This is a genomic window from Luteolibacter algae (assembly GCF_042683045.1).
GTDB classification, from domain to species: domain Bacteria; phylum Verrucomicrobiota; class Verrucomicrobiia; order Verrucomicrobiales; family Akkermansiaceae; genus Luteolibacter; species Luteolibacter algae.
In genome coordinates, this window is the sequence record NZ_JBHUIT010000002.1 from 230,326 (window position 1) to 248,696 (window position 18,371).

Here is an 18,371-nt window from a genome sequence, read left to right on the forward strand (position 1 = left end):
GCAGGATGTAATTAAAATGGTGTATTCGATCCTCAAGGATGGACTATCTTATCTCATCAAGTATACTGACCACATGACGCCAAATGTCACGGAATCCGCCGAAACACGCATCCGCGAAGGGTTTCCCGAGCAGCGCTTGGTCGTGCTACCCGCTAACGCGATCGAACGAAGCCGCATTTTACCACTCGTAAGCCAATTGCACATCACGCATATCGGCTCCTTCCTCACGGCGCCCCACCACTACGTCGAGCGCAAGGACGGGGCCCCGCAAGCCATCCTCATTTACTGCCTCACCGGAAGCGGCTCGCTCTATCTGGGAGACGATCATTACACGATCAAGCCCGGCCATGTCGCAATCATCCCGCCCCACACCCCGCATATTTACCACGCGGATGACAAATACCCGTGGTCCATTTTTTGGATCCATTTCAGCGGCCACCAAATCAGGGAAGTCCTGACCAGCTTCGATATCGATCGATCCGGTCCCCGGCTCTACGTCCCCGATACGCACCTGATGCGTGACGCCTTCGAGAACATCTACGCCTCCCTGAACTACTACTTCAGCGACGCCGGACTCCTCTCCATGACCAGCGAGCTAATGGTGCTCTTCAGTAAAATCAAACTCCACCAAGCCCATATCGAGCCACAGAAGCAATCCGCTCAAAACCGCATGATGGAAACGCTGCAATTCATGGGCAGGCATCTCAACATGCCGCTAACGCTGAAAGATTTGGCGACCCACGCCAACCAGTCCGTCCCTTACTACAGCAAACTTTTCAAAGCGCACCACAACCAATCGCCAATGACCTATTTCATCCAGCTCAAGATCCGCAAAGCCTGTGAACTGCTGGATCAGACCGAAATGAATATCCAGGAAGTCGCGCACAAAATCGGTTATGAAGACGCCTATTATTTCAGCAGGCTGTTCAAAAAGGTCCAGGGAACCTCTCCGACCTCCTACCGGGAAAACTTGAGAAAACTTTTCAAAGCCTAGACTACCCCGCGCCACCGGGAACGGGCTTCACTTTGCTCCGGACGGCCTACGCCGGAAGATCTTACAGCTCGAACTCCACGCCCGGCTCCGGGATGATGACCTCCGCATTCGGGAGGCGTGTCTGCAGCTCCTGCTTGAACCAGGCCATCGCTCCTTCGTCACCATGAACGAGAAATACTTTCTTCGGATTCACGCTGACTGCGAAGTCCGCGATCGCATCGCGGGTGGAATGCCCGCTGAAGTCAAAAGACCTCACTTCACAATTAAGAGGAACCGGCGGAAAGGCTGGATCCAGCTCAACTTTATCGCCAGGCGATGCCGCTTTGATTTTTCCGCCCGGAGTCTCGGAATCCGCATACCCCACGAAGAACAAGCCATGCTTTTTATTTTCCAGCAGACCTTGGCGGGCGAAATTATTCGAGACGGTTTTCTCCGACATCATTCCGCTGGAAAGCGCATAGATGCAGCCATTGTTGAACGGAATTGGCCCGACCCGCTTTTTGTTTCCTCCCGCCAGTTCCATATCGGTAAGGAACTTGAAACCAGGGCGGTTGCGGCGGGAAACATCGCTGAATTTGTCATAGATGGTCGTCATCTTCGTGCTGAGGCCGCCGATGTAGACGGGGGTCTTCGCATTGACCAAACCATCCTCCTTGAAGCGCTGAAGCATGGCCAGGACCTCTTGTGTCTTACCCATCGCAAAAACGGGAAGCAGAACGGAGCCGCCTCGCTTGAGGACACCATTGATGGCTTCCGCCAACTCATTTTCCTCGGTTTTCCGTGAGTAATCCTCCCGCCGTGGCTGCTCTCCACGGGTGGTTTCCACGATCAGAACATCGACTTCTTCCTTGGGAAAGACTGCCCCTTTCTGGAGCGTGCTGTCTTCGAAATTCACGTCGCCGGTGTAGAAAACCTTCTTTCCCTCCGCCTCGAACATCACGCCGACAGAGCCCATGATATGGCCCGCATCGAAAAACTCCGCGCGGATCTTCCCTCCCTCATCGACATCGAATTTACGGCCAACATTACGACGCTCGAAAATTCCCTTCATCCTGTCCAGCTGACCGTGGCGGAAAAACGGGTAATCTGTAATTCCGAGCTCCACACGTTTGGATTCCATCACATTGACGGAGTTGTGAAGCATCGCGCAGGCAAGCTCCGCGGTTTCCTGCGATAGAAAGATCCTGGCATTTTTCTGGCGTTCCACGCAGACAGGGAGGGTGCCGACGTGATCCAAATGTGAATGAGTGACAAAAATCGCCTCCGCGGAGTTATCGCGGACAAGCTCATAACGTGGAATCGCCATCCGGCCTTCTTCCTTCGGGTGCATCCCGGCATCCAAAATCACGTTCACTCCTCCGGACTGAAGCAAATACGAATTTGCCCCAATTCCCACATCCCTGCACAAACTTTTGAAAACCATCTGCCGCAGACTCCCCAATCCACGGCAAACTGTCAACCCACAGGCCACATACCCATCGACTTACAAAAAAATCCGAAAATAAAGCCGGACAACCCCGCAGGAGGCGGTGTATACAATGAATCTACTATATGATGCGCAAGGCTTTGGTTCTTCTTTTGTTCGGTTCCACTTTCAGTCAGGGGCTGGAGATCCGCAATTACTCTGCCAGCCGGCATGATCGCTTTGTGACCGAAGGCCAGGAACTAGCTCTCAATCATGCCGCCTATTACAATTCCAGCCTTTATACCGGTGTCGGCTTCGCCACAAATCCCGGAGACAACCGCCAGTTCGCCCTGGTCACGCCGGAGCACGTGATTTTTGCCCGACATTTTTCCGGAGGCGGAAATCTCCGCTTCATTTCCTCCCGCGGAACGGCAATCGATCGATCACTGGCCACCAATATCACGGTGCCTAATGATACCGGCGGCACCTCAGATGTGATCATCATCAGGCTCAACGAACCAATCGATGAGGCAGAGGGAGTCGCCCCAATGGCCTATCTCAACCTAGCCACCGAGGCGGCTTACAATAATACCGTGCTCACAGTCTTCGGCCAGACTCAGCGGGCGGGACGGGGCAGGATTTCCAGTTTTTACAATTTTGTTGGCTCGGGCATTGAGCAGACGCGAGCGTTCCGCTTCTTCTATACAAATCTTGCGGGAGATCAGGACGATTCCTATCTTGTCACCGGAGATTCCGGCAGCCCGAGCTTTGCCATCGCGAACAATCAGCCAGCCCTCGTCGGCGTGCATCTGGCCGCCGGCACAACGGTCGGCTCCCGGGTCAGCGTAGATAGTTTTATCCCCCACTATGCGGCAACGATCAATGATCTGCTCGCGCCGGAAGGCTACCAGCTGATCCCCGCCTACCCGACTCCGGTCACCCTGGCGATCGCATCCAGCCATTCCACACTCCGCCAAACCGAGCCGGGTGGGCTCGAGATCTCCCTCGGCAACACATCATCATCAGTGGCGACGAATCCGCGTTTGACTCTCATTTTCCCCGCGAATGCCATCCCGGATACGCTCAGTGCGCCGGGTTGGATTATCGAAAATCCTAGCGTGGGCACCTATCACATGCGCAGAGCGGAGCTTCCCGGCAGCAGTTCTTCCACAGCGACAGTTGGCTTCGATGAAATTCCCGTCCTTCCGGAGTTCTCGGTTTCTGTCATTCATCGCTCCGATGGCAGCCCGGAGCTGAACGAGACCCTGACGATGCCGATTTCAGAGACCTTTGCCGGCTTCGTATCGGAACTGGCGGAAAAAGGTGAACTGGACGATCCAGATTCTGATGGTTTTCCCAATCTCATGGAATTCGCCCTTGGAGGGGATCCCGCGGTTTCCTCCCAGTTGACCGCTGCAGGCATACCTCTCGCCCCGCAAAGCTCGGAAACTTCCGGAGAAATCAGCTACACCTTTCCGCAGCGTATCGATCCCGCAGCCTACAATCTGAGCTACGTGCTGCAATTTTCTGAAACTCTTGAGGCTGGCTCCTTCAGTAGCACCCCCCCAAGCGGCTATGCGATCAGCACCGCGCCATACGATCCGGCAATCCCGGGCTTCGAGAAAGTCACCGCGACATTTCCCGGTGGATCACCGGAAAAGCTTTTTGTGCGCCTGAAGATCGAGAGCCTACACCCGGCGCCATAACTCAACGAAATGCTTCAGACAATGCCTTCCGCCGTCTCTTGCTTGAGACGTAGCTGACCGCAGGCAGCATCAATATCGTGGCCTTTTTCGATGCGTAGAGTTGCCGTGACTCCTGCCTTTTTCAGCACATCCTGGAAGGCACGACAGTGCGAAATCGCCGGACGCTTCCACACCAGACCATCGACTGTGTTGTAGGGGATTAGGTTTACCTTCGCTCCGATATTTCTGGCGTGCCGGGCCAGAATCGCTGCCTGATCCAAGCCATCGTTCACGCCCTGGATCAGGATATACTCAAGGGTCAGCTTCTGCTTCTTCGTGGAATTCCAATGCGCCAGCGCGTCCATCAGCTCGGCAACAGGATATTTTTTGTTCACCGGCATGATCTGGCTGCGAACCTCATCCGTCGCGCCGTGGAACGAGATCGCTAGGCGGATCTGTTGCGGGTGATCCGCGAGCTTGCGGATCTGTGGCGCAAGACCGGAGGTGGAAATCGTCAGATGCCGCGCACCCAGGTGCAATGTCTCCGGCCCCGTGATCAACGCGATCGCTTCCATGAGGTTTTTAAAATTCGCCATTGGCTCGCCCATCCCCATGAAGACGAGGCTATCGACCCGCTCACCGGCGATTTGCTCGGCCGCAAGAACTTGCCCGGCGATCTCCGAGGCATCGAGGTTACGGGTGAATCCGGCAAGCCCCGAAGCACAGAATTTGCAGCCATAGGCACAGCCGACCTGGGAGGAAACGCAAAGCGTCCTACGGTCTGATTTTTCACCATACAGCGCGGGATTTGCAGGTATCAGCACGGACTCGACATAGCGTCCATCATGGAGCTTGAAGAGAAACTTGCGGGTCGTGTCCTCGCTGCCCTGTGTCTTTGAGTGGGTCAACGCCGTCAGCCGGAAGGAGCGTGCCAGCTTCTCACGCAGAGCGGCTGGCAGATTGGTCATTTGCTCGTAGGAGGTGACCTTCTTTTTCCACACCCACTCCAAGATTTGCTTCGCCCGGAACGAGGGCTCACCCTGCTCTGCCAACCACGCCGCAATAGCCTCTGGCGACTGGCCTGGAAGAGCGGGTAGGATTTCTCCACGGGGTGTTGGAAGGATTTCTGTAGCCATGCTGCGCTGCAAGGAAACTCACTTGGAGAAGATGAAGTCAACGCCCTTTCGAGAATAGGCTTTGCCGATTTCCTCCTCAAGCTCTTCAAACGTCTGGCCATCGAGCAAAACCTCGAGCGCTTCCTCGCCCTCTTTTCCCGCATTGAGTGCCTGCAGGAATTTTTTGATGCGGGCCCCATCGCCGTCGCGATCCATATGGAAAAAGTAATTGGCCAATAGCAAAGAACATCCGTAGTTGATCTGGGCGTCGTCGAGAAAGGTGCTGTAGTCCTGCAACATGAAGGTCTTGAGGCTACCAATTTCGATTTCATCGCCAAGTGCCCTTCCGCCCCGCCCTTTTTCGCCATATCCCGTCGCGTATTCCAAAATCGGTTTGAAATTGCTCCGGACATTGAACGATCCACTGCGATATGGAGTAAGTGCCACGTATTCCGCGATCCCTTCGCTAAACCATCCGCGGGCTCCAATGTTGAAATATTGGTTGGGGGTTAGCTGATGGACCATCTCGTGCGGAAGTGTTTTGCTGGATTTATCCCGATCCAGCATGTAGCCGCTTCCAACCTTCTGGACCCCCAGACTCGTCAGTGGAACGAGGATGATGTTCTTCCCGCCGATGAAGACACCCGCGCTGTTCGGCGGCCCCCCTGCCTCCAGATAATCTTCCGCAGTCTCAAAAAGGTAAATCTGATATTTTCCGTCCTTTTTTTTCCCTCCGCTCACCGCCAGCGGCAACTCGCGGACATACTGGTGGGTCGCTTCGAACATTACGGCGAAGCCCTTCACTACTGTTTTGGAAAGCCGGACATCACAATTGTAACGATAGTTGGCAGATTCATAGATGAACGTTTTGGCATCCGCATCCTCTTCCACCACATTGATCTCCGGATCCCCCTCAAAGGTCACACGCTCCGGCCACGGCGAGTCAAAATTCGGCGCCTCCCGTTGCTCGCTCTCTTCCGGGTCTTCATCATGCCCGTCCAGACCGAACTTTTCGATGAATGCCTGGTCTACCTTTGAAAGCTTTTCCAGGGGAAACGGAGCCTCGCGCCCATCCGGCAGCTTCAGGATCGCACAATTGTTTTCCACCTTGAGAAGGATAGCCTTCGTGCTACGGCCCCGCTCATCCGTCCAGACACGATCAATATGATGTGCCGCCAGATGACTCGCGGTAGCTAGCAGAAGTAGAAGTGACCGAGTTTTCATCATTTCAGCGATGAATATGTATAGTTCGGCAAACGAAGTCGATCGGGTATTTCCGCCAGGGAAAACTATTGAAAGAGAGTTCCCCACCGGAGCCGTTTAATGATATGTCTATGAAACGCCGCTCCCTACTTGCCATGATTCCTGCCGCTTCCGCCATGCTTGCACTCCGGGCAAACGGCGCTCCGATTCCCGGGAAATCCGCTACATCCGCGGGCTTCGGAATTGCCGTGCAGTGCTGGAGTTTCCGGGAATTTACGCTTTTCGAGGCAATCGAGCTTGCCGCGGGAGCAGGGCTGGATGGCCTGGAAGTCTATGCAAAACAGAAGATTGGCGGAGACTTCGGCAATGCGATCTTCGGACCTGGTATGACTGATGAGCAGACGGAGGCCGTCATCGCAAAACTCGCCGAGCACAAGCTTGTCATTTATAACATGGGAGTCCTGCCTGTCCCGGCGGATGAAGCCAAAGCGCGGGTGATATTCGATCTCGCGAAAAGGTTGAACTCCTACGGAATCACTACCGAATCGATCGATTCAATTGATACTTTGGAAAAGCTCGCAGCAGAATATGATATCAAAGTCTGCTTTCACAACCATCCAAAGCCGACGAAAATGTGGAATCCCGATACCACGCTCAAAGCCCTGGAAGGACGCCACGAAAATCTCGGCTTCTGTGCCGATATCGGCCACTGGGCGACCTCGGGGCTGGATCCGCTGGAGGTGGTTCAAAAAGTCGCGCCCCGCATCCACTCGTTCCATTTCAAGGACCGCGCGGTCATCGGCGAATGGAGCCGGGACCTGCCATTTGGCACGGGAATCATCAATCTTTCCGCAATCCTCGACGAGGTCCGGAAACATGGTTTTGCCGGAAATGTCTCAATCGAATATGAGCATAACTGGAGTGCCAATCAGTGCGAGATCGCCCAATGTGCCGGCTATTTGCGTGGCTACTCCGGAGCTCGCGGCTAACTGCCCCGGCAGGTCAAAATCTGGCCGGAGCGATTTCCATCGAGATCATCTTTTCTCCTTCAAAGAGGAATTTTCCGGTCAGTATTTCGCCCTTGAGTATCCGAGGCAACCAGTGCCGATCGTCTTCCCACATCCTTTCGTAGGGGATGTCGGCAAGATCCGCCCAGAATGGGACCGCCTCTTCGGTCTCCGTGGGCTCGCCTACGTATTCCCCACCCATGAAAACATGGCAGCAGATGCTCGGATAGTCAGACATCTGGAACCATAGCTCAGCGACTTTTCTGGCATCACTCACCTCAATGAGCAGTTCCTCCCGGGTTTCGCGGATCGCACAGGCCAAGGGGCTCTCGCCTTCGTCGAGTTTACCGCCCGGGCCATTGACCTTCCCTGCGCCATGTCCGCGTTTCTTCTCGATCAGGAGGATCTTATCCCCTTGCACGACAAAAAGCAGAGTTGCGATAATCTCACCTTGCCAGCCTGCCCAATCGTATTCCTTCACAGCGGGGAACTTGCGCAAGCGGCGCGTCTTTTGTCCAGCGTCGGCCGAAGTAATCAACTTCTATCCATTTGCGGGAGTAAAACGGCCGGTTCAGGATTTCTCCAAAAGTTTAAAATTTTTGTGAGATCGCCCGTAGAGAGTCTGGAAAATCCCGTAATCACTTAAACATAAGTAGGTTAGGAGACTTCCAAGATATCATTGCGACAACTTTATCGAGGTTACATGACTATCAATTCCTTCTGATTTTCAACTAATTTGACTTGATTGTTATTTAGTTTTTATAAAAGACTCCCCCCGTCTCCGCCACCCCAGGCGAGGACAACACCCCCACCCCCAAAATCACCCCCCTTACATGAAAACATTTGCACTGCTTGCGGTGGCCTGTGTCGCATTCTCAGGCCGCGCCCTCTCCCAGACCATTATCACCCAAACCAAGAGTTTCAGTGATGTCCCGGATTTTTCACACTCCCTCGTTTTCGATAAATATGATGGAAATCTTTCGGACATCTCCAAAATCACCATCAGCTACGAACTCGTCATCAATGGCGGCAGATTCGGTGTCGATAACGATGCAGTGAACCCTCCGCCTTCAAAAATCGAAGCTAGTTTCGGCGCGAGCCTGACAGCCAGATCCAGCGACGTGAAGTTGCTGGACTCCGGATACAACAGTATTATCGACGAGGTCCGGGCTGTTAATGTAGCAAGTTTCTCCGGCCTCACGGGCAACGACGGAGATGCCTCGGATCAATACGACGCCGGCGGAACGGACTGGGCTGAGCTAGTTGGGGCAGAAATCACCAAGTCCGGCAGCGGTGATATTTCCTCCACGTTTTTCAGCCAATATGTCGGTAACAACACCTTCACCATTACCGCAAACTCCAGCCAGATCGGCAGTCTCAGCTACAACAGCGGGATTTCCACGACCACCACTCCGGTAAATGCCAAAGGCTATATCACGGTGACCTACGAGATCGTTCCGGAGCCAAGCACCACTGCCCTCTCCGGACTTGCCGCGATGGCTCTCATCCTTCGCCGCCGCCGCCGGTAAAGCTCCAGCCAAGGACACTTTCCCAAAGAACCGCAGTTCGTCCTCCGAGCTGCGGTTCTTTTGCGTTGGACTACCGGAAACCGCATAATTTGCCGGTGATCACAAAATATGCGGAGTTTTTCAAAAAAATCGTTCCTTGCTTGTAAGTTGATACTGAGTTATATGGGCGGCGCATGCCGTAGCATTCCTGGATTTCACAGGAATCCGGCGCCCGTTATTTGCAACCCACTCCATTATGTTTCGAATCCCTTTTGAACGCGTGAACTGGATAACCTCCAGCTTCCTGATCGGCACCGCGCTGATCGCCCTAATCGGTGCGCCGATCTATCTCTTTAATTTTGGCCTGAACTGGTTCCAGTTCGGCATGTTTTTCTTCTACCTTTGTGCGACGATGATGAGCATTACCGTGGGCTACCACCGCTTGTTCTCCCATCTCTCTTTCAAAGCGAAAAAACCTGTAAAGCTTTTCACGCTTATCTTCGGGGCATGTGCATTCGAAAACTCGTGCTTGAACTGGTCTTCCGATCACCGCCACCACCACAAGCATGTCGATCACGATGACGATCCCTACGATATCTCCAAAGGATTTTTCTGGGCACACATCGGCTGGCTCCTTTTCAAGCTTGATCCGGAACCCCCGATGGACAACGTGGCCGATCTCCGCAAGGACAAGCTCGTCATGTGGCAGCATAAATACACCCACTGGATCGGCTTCGTAGTCGGCCTGGTGATTCCAGCGGCCCTTGGCTATGGCTATAACTCCCTCGTCGGTGCGGATCCAATGAACGGCGCCCTCGGCGGCTTCCTGATTGCGGGCGTCACTCGTATCGTCATCGCCCAGCATCTTACATTCTTTATCAACTCACTCTGCCACACAGTCGGCAGACAGCCCTACTCCACAAAACATTCCGCCCGCGATAGCGCAATCATGGCCATACTTACCTTCGGAGAAGGATATCACAATTACCACCATGAGTTCCAACATGACTACCGCAATGGTGTGAAACCATGGCAGTGGGATCCTTCCAAATGGACGATCTGGACACTTTCCAAGCTGGGTCTTGTGGAAGGACTCCGCCGCGTCCCTGACGGCAAAATCCTCCTCGCGGAAATGGGAGAAGCCCGCCGCCGTGTCGAAGACCGCATCAATGAAATCAAAGCGACGCCTGGCTATACCCAACGCAGTGCCGAGATGCTCACCCAAGTTTCCGAAAAGCTGGCCGCAAATTATCACGAACTCGAAAAGGCTGTCGCAGACCGCGTCCAGCTCTCCCGTGAGGCACTTCAGACCTGGCAAAATGAAACCCGCGAGCTGATGCGTCAGCTCCCCCGGATTTCAAAGCCGACGATCGCCTAGTCGTTGGACCAATATTCTCAGAAAAGGAGGCAGCAATGCCTCCTTTTTTTGTGGAGTATCGTCCTGCTTTCCGCTCTCCTGCGTCTGCGGCCAAAGAGTCTCGTAATTCCCCGTTTTCCATGGCAAATCCTCTCATGAAAGCCATCGTTCGCTCCCGGCTCCAGCTGACCAGCTCGGATACGGCAGAAAAGCAATCGATGGCTATCCTCAAGACCTATCTCCAGCTTGCCCAAGGCTTGGACGAGAACAATGGCTCCCTTCCCATTAGGGTCGCCCCCATGGCCGGTCTGGACGATGATATGCGCGGATGGTCATTTTTCATGCTCCTGCGGCATAACACGATCGTGAACCATGAGATCACCGCAACCGTCCGCCGTCTGGTAAATGGGGATCCCACACCAACCAAAAAGTTCGATCTGAAGAAAGACGTTATGCCATCCGAGGATGCTGGAATCGAGCAAATCGCTCTCTTCAAATCCTCGGTGCTATCGCATTTCAAAACTGTCCGTAGCCTCGGAAACCTTAAAGATACCGGGACGGCGAACCATCCGCGATTCGGCCCACTTGATGCGCTGATGTGGAACGCGATGTTCCCTTTCCATCTGAAGCTCCATTTGAAACAGGCCCAGCTCATACGCGCGGCGGTTTGAGCCTCTGACTACAGTTTCTCCCAGTCACAGAAAGTCGCTGCCTGTCCCGTCGGCTTCCCGGTTGCCGCGGAGAGATTCCAGACAGTTGCCTGTCGGATGATGAAACGGCTTCCATCCGCAGAGACACGCACTCCGGAATAATCATCGATGAAACCTCTCGCTGAAACCGCATCCAAAAGCCTCTGCCGCTCTTCTCTCTCCGGAGTCTCGGCGGTGAAACGGGAAGGTGTGCGGACGATCTCCTCCCAGTTCATGGAAAAAAGCTGCTGAGCGGCGAGATTCCCGTAAGTCAGAATCGGATCTACGGAACCATCATGTGAAAGCACGATGAAAGGCGCCTCGTAGAGCGCCTGAGCTGTCTCGCACCGGTTTTTTCCTGTTGCGATCAAGCGCCGGCCTGTGAGCGCCAGGTAGCTTTCCAGGAGCACGTCCACATGTGGCGCGAGAAAGTCGTTTTCCGACGATGGCTCTGCGGGCACTTCCATAACTCAATGTCCGAGGTTTGAGATCGTCTGGAAGATGGCGGTAATCATCAGATAGGCAAAGGAACCAATGAGAAGAGCCATCAGGATGAGAACCGTTGGCATGATGAGCGCCATGATCCGTTGCAAATCCTTGTCCAGCTCCTTATCGTAGCGCTCAGCGGCCCGCCGCAATGACTGATCGATCTTGCCGGTTTGCTCTCCTACGGAAATCATGTCGATCAGCAGCGGAGGGAACGTGCCACTGCGGATCATCGCTTTGGAAAATGCCCGGCCATCACCGACCTGATCGATCACTCCATTGAGCTTTTTCCGAAGTGAAAGGTTCTGGGTGGCATCCCGTGAAAGCTCCAGAGCGCGAAGCAATGGCAAGCCATTCCCTACCAAATTCGCCATCGTCTCGAGGAATTGGACGTAGAAACGCGATGAGATCACCGCTCCGATCAATGGCATGGTGAGTTTCATCTCATCCCACTTCGGTTTGTTCGCTTCGTTATCCTTCCACGCCTTGAAAAAAAGAAATCCGCCAATCACCGCCAGCGTGATTACGATCCACCAGCTTTTCACAAAATCCGCAAACGCCATCATCATGGAGATAGCAAACGGGATCTTCCCGCCCGGCGTGCTTTTGATCAGTTCCGTCAGCTGCGGAATAAGAGTCGTCACGAAAACCACTCCTACCCCCACTCCTACCAGCACCAGGAAGGCAGGGTAGATCATTGCCAGAATGAGACGGCTCTGCAGCTCCGCGAGTGTCTTCAGATAGTGTGCCTGGCGCTTCAAGATCGTATCAAGTGCGCCGGATGCCTCTCCGGCGGCGGCCAATGAGCAATACAAGGGGCCAAAGCTGGGGCTGACTTTCTTCAAGGCTACAGAGAAGTTCACGCCATCCCGCACAATTGTCCGGATTCTTTGGGAAACCGCTTTCAAGCTCCCGAGCTCCTGACGATTTTCCATCGATCTCAGTGCCGGCTCCAGTTGCAAGCCGGCACCGAGCATGTCGGAAAGTTCTTCGGTAAACAGGATGACCTCCGCACGTTTCAACTTCAGCGGACCGTCGGGAATTTCCTCTTCTTTGGAGATCTCGCTGCTCTTTTCCTTACGTTTTGGCGGAGCGGCTGTCTCCTTTTTCCTGGCATTCTTTCCGGCTTTTGCCGGGCTTGCTTGTTTGGAAGATTCCTTGAGATTCACTGGCTGAAGTCCGCGCTTATCGAGAACGCGCAGCGCTTCTGGCCGATCCGAGGCTTCGATCTCTCCGGTGGCAACTGTTCCGCCGGAAGAAAGTGCTTTGTAGGTGAAAAGAGGCATAAATTCCTGATTATTCAGCTCCACCCATATCCGAGGAAGTTACGGAAATGACTTCTTCTATCGTCGTGAGCCCCTGCATCACCTTATGCCATCCGTAGGTCCGCATCTTTACATAACCATCCTTGTGCGCCTGTGCCTTCATTTCCGCGAGAGGCCGGGAGTGGGCCACCAATTCCTGCATCGCCTGTGAAAGGACGACCACTTCATAAATTGCAAGGCGACCGGAAAATCCAGTCTCACGGCAGCGATCGCAGCCTACGGGATTATAAGCCTGGCCCTCGAGGTTAGGCGGAATCTCAAGATCGATGTAGTCTTGCGGCGAAAGCTCCCGCGGCACCTTGCAATGCGGGCAAAGACGGCGCACCAGGCGCTGGGCCAGGAAAGCGCGCACGGCTGCAGAAACGAGGAAAGGCTCCACGCCCATATCCACGAGACGTGAGATCCCTCCCATCGCATCATTCGTATGCAGCGTGGAGAAAACCAAGTGACCGGTCAGCGAGGCCCGGATCGCAATCTCCGCAGTCTCCAGGTCCCGGATCTCCCCGATCATCACGACATTCGGATCCGCCCGCAGAATCGAGCGCAGCGCGGTCGCAAAAGTCAGGCCGATCTCCGACTTCACAGCGATCTGCATAACGCCCGGGAGCTTGTTCTCCACCGGATCCTCCACGGTGACGATCCGCTGATCCGGCCGGTTTACTTCACTTAGGAATGAATAAAGACTGGTGGATTTACCGGAGCCGGTTGGTCCTGTAATCAGGATGATTCCATTCGGCAGGTGGAGAAGATTCTCAATGATTTTCCGCACGAAAGGCTCCATCCCCAGCTTCTCAAGATTGAACTTTTCCTGGTTGAGGAGACGCAGGGAAACGCTTTCCCCCTCCACGGTCGGCACCGTCGCCACCCGGACATCGATGGTCTGACCTTCAAACTGCAGGTTGATCCGGCCGTCCTGCGGCACACGGCGCTCAGCGATATCGAGCCGGGCCATGATTTTCAAACGTGCTATCACCGAGCTTTGCAAAGCCTTGATGTTCTCCGGAACCGCGATTTCCAGCAGCCGACCATCAATCCGGTAGCGAATCCGGAGGTTGTTTGCCAGTGGCTCGACATGAATATCCGTCGCACGCTGATCCAGAGCCTCACGAATGATCTGGTTGACGAATTTCACCACGCTGGCTTCCTCATCTTCATCCGCGTCGATTACATTTGCCTCGTCTTCGGAATCCGAGAGCTGGTCATAGTCGAGATCGCGCCCATCGAGAATTTGCTCGAAGGTATCGGCACCTACGCCGTAGAGACGCCTCAGTGCCTCGTGGATGCGCTTACGGGAAGCCATACACCACTCGAAGGGAATGCTCAGCTCCTGGGCCGCGGCTTGGTGAGCGACGAGGTTGAAAGGATCAAAAGTGGCCAGAATCAGCTTCCGCTCATCGCCTTCACCTTCGAAGGCAACTGGCAGAAGCCGGTGCTTCAGCGCGATCCTCGGCCCACAGGCCTCCCGCAATGGCAAGGTGTTTTCGTCCGAAGGTATACTTGCTAGCCAGGGAAGATCGAGGTCCGTTGCGAGCTCGTGGAGGTATTTTTCCTCATCCACTACCGCCGCGTCCAGAAGGTCGTCGATCGGGGAGCGCTGGCGCTGTGCAGCCTCCTTGAGCACCTCGCTGACAGCAGGCAAATTTTCACAACCGGATCTCCGGGCTGGTTCAAGTAAAAGTTGGGTCATCCGTTCGCGTTGAGTCTCATCCTAAATGCCCTCCGCTGGCAACATTGTCGGTGAAAAGCAGTGAGATTCCTGTTCTTTTCCCGGAACCCGCCATTTTTCCCGCTCTCTCCCGCTTCAAACATCATTGCCGCCATCCTCCGCCAGTGCTTTACTCCGCACCGTGTCCTATCTGGAAATCAACGATCTCGAAAAGCACTTCGTCAAAAAGACGGGAGGCATGCTCACATCCCGTCTGGAGACAGTGAAGGCCGTGGATGGCGTGAATCTGCGGATCGAAAAAGGTGAAATCCTCGGGCTGGTCGGTGAATCAGGATGCGGTAAATCAACCCTTTCACGAACGCTGATGCAGCTCATCCCGCCAACTTCCGGCTCGATCGTTCTCAACGGGGAAAATTACTCCACATTGAGTCCGGCGGAAGTGCGGAAGCGACGCCTGGACTTTCAGATGGTTTTTCAGGATCCCTACGCCTCGCTGAACCCCCGGATGACCGTTTTTTCTACTCTTGCCGAGGCCGTCAAACAGCGACACAAAGGCATGAAGGGTGATGCGCTCGAAGCAAAGGTCATCGAGCTTATGTCCACCGTAGGGCTTGATGCGGCACAGATGAAACGCTACCCGCACGAATTTTCCGGCGGTCAACGGCAGCGCATTGCCATCGCACGGGCTCTCGCCCCAGAGCCAAAACTGATCATCGCGGACGAGCCTGTCTCCGCGCTGGACGTTTCCATCCAATCACAAATTCTAAATCTGCTGAAAGACCTCCAACGGGATCTCGGGCTCACTCTGATCTTTATCTCCCACGATCTGGGTGTCGTCCACTACATCGCAGACCGTATCGCTGTGATGTATCGCGGGAAAATCGTGGAAACCGGCACGGCCGAGGAGGTTTTCAACTCCCCCCAAGATGATTATACCAAACGCCTGCTCGCCTCCATCCCGAAGCTGAATGTTTCCTAAAAAAGAACGCAATGCCCCTTCCACCAAAAGCCTCTCCAGCGGGTTGGCCGATTACCGCCGAGAGCTTGCCGTTTTTTAGACAAAATCGGAGATTGTGAACGTTATAGGTTAGGCATTAAACTAAATGCTATGAAATGGAATATAACTAGTGTCGCCGCCGCATGCATTGTCGTGGGAGTGGCAGGTTTTCTCGCTGGAAAAATGACCCGGGGCACCGTTGTGAAATCGGAAGCCGATCTACTGATAGAACGTTCCAGAGTAGTCATGAACCAGCGCGGAGATTCCAGCGATAGCCGCTCCGCCACCTCTGCGCGGCCCATCCGCCCCGGCTCCCGATCCATCGCCACCTTCGAAGAGCGCCTGGATAATATGGAGGAAATCATCCGGGGGGAAAATCCATTGGATCGCGGGCGCGCGATGCTTTCATGGATCGATTCGCTTGCGCCCGATGAGTTTGAATCCGCGGTGGAACGTTTCCGGGAACTGGGTCCCACCCAGAACCGTATGGGTGAATACGCTATGCTGCTCACCGCCTGGGCAGAGCTAGATCCCACCGCCGCGCTTGCCTATACCACGGAGAAAACCCGTGGCGGGATGGCTACCGGCACCGTGCTTACGGCGTGGGCGAGCCGCGATCCTGAGGCTGCCATCGCTTGGGCAAAGGCAAATCACGAAGGTGATGAGGCCAACCCATACATGATCGGAATTATCCGCGGCATGGTAGAGACGGATCCTGCTCGTGCAACAGAACTCCTACAGGATCTCCCCTTCAGCGGAGAGCGCGGCAGGGCACTCCAGGCTATGATTCCACATCTCATGGAGATGGGCACCGAAGGTGCCAAAAATTGGATTGCTGGACTGACCGACGAGAAGCTCCGGGATGGTGCGACCGCGCGGCTTGCCGAGGAAATGGCAAAGAAAGATCCCTCCGGCACGGCCGAATGGTTGCTATCGAACTTAGGCGAGAATTCCACGCGTAGCGTGGACGAGGTTTTTTCAGAATGGGCGAAAACCGATAAGGCTGCAGCGCTTGATAGTTTTGAAAAGCTCCCTGAGGGCGATGCAAGAAGCCGTGCGTTCCGGGGTCTGGTGATCAGCGACGCCCGCGAGAATCCCCAGGCGGCCATTGCCCTGATGGACAGCTATCCGCAGGATGTGACAGATCGCACGGTGCAGCATGTAATCTGGAGTTCTTTCGATAAGAACCCTGATGTGGCTGCCAGCCAGATCGGCAAGATCCAGGACGAAGGCAGTCGCAACCGTATGTATGACCGGGCTCTGAACGCATGGTTGAGCCGTGATCCTGCGGGTGCGAAAACCTGGATCAACTCTGCAAATCTACCACCAGACGTGGTTCAGAAGCTTGATTTTGGCAATCAGCCGTAGGGCTTTTTCGGGTTCTTCGGGAAAATATGATTTGGGAGCGGCAAGGGACGCTCAATGTCCCGAAACGATGCTTTTCCAAAACTCGCGCAGCCCCTTGAAGCGGTTTTCGACGGCGTCGAAGTATTCCTCTAGGTTTTCCACTTCCTCGTGTTGTTCTTGTTCCAAAACTTTTTGCAGCTCCTTTTCCAAGCGGCTGACGTCCTCCCGAACTCTTCCTAGCTCGGCTTCCAAATTTTCGCGGCGGAGTGTATTCATCTTATGAATTTTCATGGTTTGAACTTGCGGTTGGAAGCGATGGTCAGTGCCCGCTGTTTGTTTCAATGGCTGCCGGAGATTTTGGATGGGATTTATCGAAAGCCGCGCTAACTCCGATCAAGCATGCAGGCACCACGAAAAAGGTCCCGACGACGTAAGCCAACGCGTAGATTTTCTTCCTCTCCGCCAATCCCGCCAGCCACTCGGCCGCGTGAATCGGGATATGGCGTAAAACCGGGATCCCGTAGATGATCACGACTCCCAATACGTTATAAATGAGGTGAACCATCGCAATCTGCATTGCAAACGTCGCGCTAGTGCCAGTGACCGCGGTTGCTGCCAGGAGGGCCGTGATGCATGTCCCGATATTGGCACCCAGGCAGAAAGGGTAGATCTGCCTTAGTGTGAATACGCCCGTGCCGGCCAACGGCACCACCAGACTCGTTGTGGTCGAGCTGGACTGAACCAAAGTCGTCACGAGCGTGCCGGAAGCAATTCCGGAGAGCGGACCGCGCCCGATCGCCGTGTGAAGAATCGCCTTCGCCCGGCCCACCATGAGTTTGCGCAGAAGCTTGCCGATGAAGGTGATCACAACGAAAATTAGCCCGATTCCCAGAACCGCCATCACGATGCCCGCAGCGGTGCTCCCCATACCCATGAGCATGTTTTTGAAAGCGGAAACCGGGGGCTTGGTGATGGCACCCATGAAATTCAGCCCGCCCATATCCATACTCCCACCACCGATCAATGGCGTGACAACCCATGCGGACATTTTCTCCAGGGGATGGAAAACCATTTCCAATGGGAGAAAGATCACCACTCCGATGAGATTGAAAAAATCGTGGACCGTAGCAGCTGCAAATGCGCGGCGGAATTCCTCGTTGTTGCGCACGTGTCCCAGACTTACCAATGTGTTGGTGATCGTGGTGCCGATATTTGCGCCCATAATCATCGGGATTGCGATCCCGACCGGTAGTCCGCCGGCAACCAAGGCCACGATGATCGAGGTAACCGTGGAGGAGGACTGAATGAGAGCCGTTGCGATTGTGCCGATGACCAACCCGGCAAAAGGATTGCTAGCAAAATCAAAAAGCGTCTTTGCCTGGTCACCAGCTGCGGTTTTGAATCCGGTTCCGATCATTCCCACCGCAAGAAGCAGACCGTAGACAAGGACGACAACCATTGCCCATCGGAGAGCCTGATTGCTTTCCTGGCTGGTGGTATTCTCGCGGACTGGCTGATCCACGCCTTCGGTGATAGTGGCTGATGACATGCCACATGACTACTTTCCGGACAGAATTTCAAAAAACC

At 54.5% G+C, this 18,371-nt stretch carries 16 protein-coding genes and 1 pseudogene; 8 read left to right on the plus strand and 9 right to left on the minus strand.

What is annotated here, in order from left to right; all coding sequences use genetic code 11:
* Positions 1-73: 73 nt before the first annotated feature.
* Entirely contained in the window at positions 74-994 is a 921-nt protein-coding gene (locus ACFSSA_RS02230) for an AraC family transcriptional regulator (RefSeq protein ID WP_386818141.1), read from the plus strand.
* 100 nt (positions 995-1,094) lie between these two features.
* On the opposite strand, the pseudogene ACFSSA_RS02235 reads toward ACFSSA_RS02230, so the two are convergent.
* A pseudogene (locus ACFSSA_RS02235) lies at positions 1,095-2,417 on the minus strand (MBL fold metallo-hydrolase); the annotation flags it as partial.
* A 128-nt stretch (positions 2,418-2,545) separates the two neighbouring features.
* Here ACFSSA_RS02235 and ACFSSA_RS02240 point away from each other — a divergent pair.
* Complete coding sequence (locus ACFSSA_RS02240; RefSeq protein WP_386818142.1) at positions 2,546-4,105, plus strand: trypsin-like serine peptidase; 1,560 nt, start codon at positions 2,546-2,548, stop codon at positions 4,103-4,105.
* Between the two features lie 14 nt (positions 4,106-4,119).
* On the opposite strand, the gene rlmN is transcribed toward ACFSSA_RS02240, so the two are convergent.
* Both rlmN and ACFSSA_RS02250 read right to left on the minus strand, forming a co-directional pair.
* The gene (rlmN, locus tag ACFSSA_RS02245; protein ID WP_386818143.1) at positions 4,120-5,220 is read right to left on the minus strand and encodes a dual-specificity RNA methyltransferase RlmN; all 1,101 of its coding nucleotides are present in this window, start codon (positions 5,218-5,220) and stop codon (positions 4,120-4,122) included.
* 18 nt (positions 5,221-5,238) lie between these two features.
* A complete protein-coding gene (locus ACFSSA_RS02250; RefSeq protein WP_386818144.1) occupies positions 5,239-6,426 on the minus strand; it encodes a hypothetical protein in 1,188 nt (395 codons plus the stop codon).
* Positions 6,427-6,533: 107 nt separating this feature from the next.
* Between ACFSSA_RS02250 and ACFSSA_RS02255 the strand changes: the two genes are divergently transcribed.
* Entirely contained in the window at positions 6,534-7,391 is an 858-nt protein-coding gene (locus ACFSSA_RS02255; RefSeq protein WP_386818145.1) for a sugar phosphate isomerase/epimerase family protein, read from the plus strand.
* A gap of 13 nt (positions 7,392-7,404) precedes the next feature.
* Here ACFSSA_RS02255 and ACFSSA_RS02260 read toward each other — a convergent pair whose 3' ends face one another.
* Entirely contained in the window at positions 7,405-7,908 is a 504-nt protein-coding gene (locus ACFSSA_RS02260) for an 8-oxo-dGTP diphosphatase (RefSeq protein ID WP_386818146.1), read from the minus strand.
* Positions 7,909-8,242: 334 nt separating this feature from the next.
* Between ACFSSA_RS02260 and ACFSSA_RS02265 the strand changes: the two genes are divergently transcribed.
* The 3 genes from ACFSSA_RS02265 to ACFSSA_RS02275 all read left to right on the plus strand — a co-directional run bounded on the left by ACFSSA_RS02265 (position 8,243) and on the right by ACFSSA_RS02275 (position 10,945).
* A complete protein-coding gene (locus ACFSSA_RS02265) occupies positions 8,243-8,938 on the plus strand; it encodes a PEP-CTERM sorting domain-containing protein (protein ID WP_386818147.1) in 696 nt (231 codons plus the stop codon).
* Between the two features lie 235 nt (positions 8,939-9,173).
* On the plus strand, positions 9,174-10,295 hold the full coding sequence (locus tag ACFSSA_RS02270; protein WP_386818148.1) for an acyl-CoA desaturase: 1,122 nt from the start codon (positions 9,174-9,176) through the stop codon (positions 10,293-10,295).
* 119 nt (positions 10,296-10,414) lie between these two features.
* Positions 10,415-10,945 carry a hypothetical protein gene (locus ACFSSA_RS02275; RefSeq protein WP_386818149.1) on the plus strand — a complete coding sequence of 177 codons (531 nt, stop codon included), beginning with the start codon at positions 10,415-10,417 and terminating at the stop codon, positions 10,943-10,945.
* Between the two features lie 8 nt (positions 10,946-10,953).
* Here ACFSSA_RS02275 and ACFSSA_RS02280 read toward each other — a convergent pair whose 3' ends face one another.
* Genes ACFSSA_RS02280 through ACFSSA_RS02290 form a run of 3 tightly spaced genes read right to left on the minus strand, consistent with a single transcriptional unit; the run spans position 10,954 to position 14,461 of the window.
* The gene (locus ACFSSA_RS02280) at positions 10,954-11,430 is read right to left on the minus strand and encodes an MEKHLA domain-containing protein (RefSeq protein ID WP_386818150.1); all 477 of its coding nucleotides are present in this window, start codon (positions 11,428-11,430) and stop codon (positions 10,954-10,956) included.
* A gap of 3 nt (positions 11,431-11,433) precedes the next feature.
* Positions 11,434-12,735 (minus strand): type II secretion system F family protein, encoded by a 1,302-nt coding sequence (locus ACFSSA_RS02285; RefSeq protein ID WP_386818151.1) that lies wholly within the window; start codon positions 12,733-12,735, stop codon positions 11,434-11,436.
* Positions 12,736-12,745: 10 nt separating this feature from the next.
* Positions 12,746-14,461, minus strand: a complete 1,716-nt coding sequence (locus tag ACFSSA_RS02290; RefSeq protein ID WP_386818152.1) for a GspE/PulE family protein — start codon at positions 14,459-14,461, stop codon at positions 12,746-12,748.
* A 124-nt stretch (positions 14,462-14,585) separates the two neighbouring features.
* On the opposite strand from ACFSSA_RS02290, the gene ACFSSA_RS02295 reads away from it, so the two are divergent.
* Both ACFSSA_RS02295 and ACFSSA_RS02300 read left to right on the plus strand, forming a co-directional pair.
* Positions 14,586-15,419 (plus strand): ABC transporter ATP-binding protein, encoded by an 834-nt coding sequence (locus tag ACFSSA_RS02295; protein WP_386818153.1) that lies wholly within the window; start codon positions 14,586-14,588, stop codon positions 15,417-15,419.
* Between the two features lie 129 nt (positions 15,420-15,548).
* Positions 15,549-16,805, plus strand: coding sequence for a hypothetical protein (locus tag ACFSSA_RS02300; protein ID WP_386818154.1), 1,257 nt, complete (start codon positions 15,549-15,551; stop codon positions 16,803-16,805).
* 51 nt (positions 16,806-16,856) lie between these two features.
* Here the strand turns inward: ACFSSA_RS02300 and ACFSSA_RS02305 are convergent, their stop codons facing one another.
* Together ACFSSA_RS02305 and ACFSSA_RS02310 are read right to left on the minus strand one after the other, a co-directional pair.
* Entirely contained in the window at positions 16,857-17,075 is a 219-nt protein-coding gene (locus ACFSSA_RS02305; protein WP_386818155.1) for a hypothetical protein, read from the minus strand.
* Between the two features lie 28 nt (positions 17,076-17,103).
* Positions 17,104-18,333 (minus strand): Na/Pi symporter, encoded by a 1,230-nt coding sequence (locus ACFSSA_RS02310; protein ID WP_386818156.1) that lies wholly within the window; start codon positions 18,331-18,333, stop codon positions 17,104-17,106.
* Positions 18,334-18,371 lie beyond the last annotated feature (38 nt).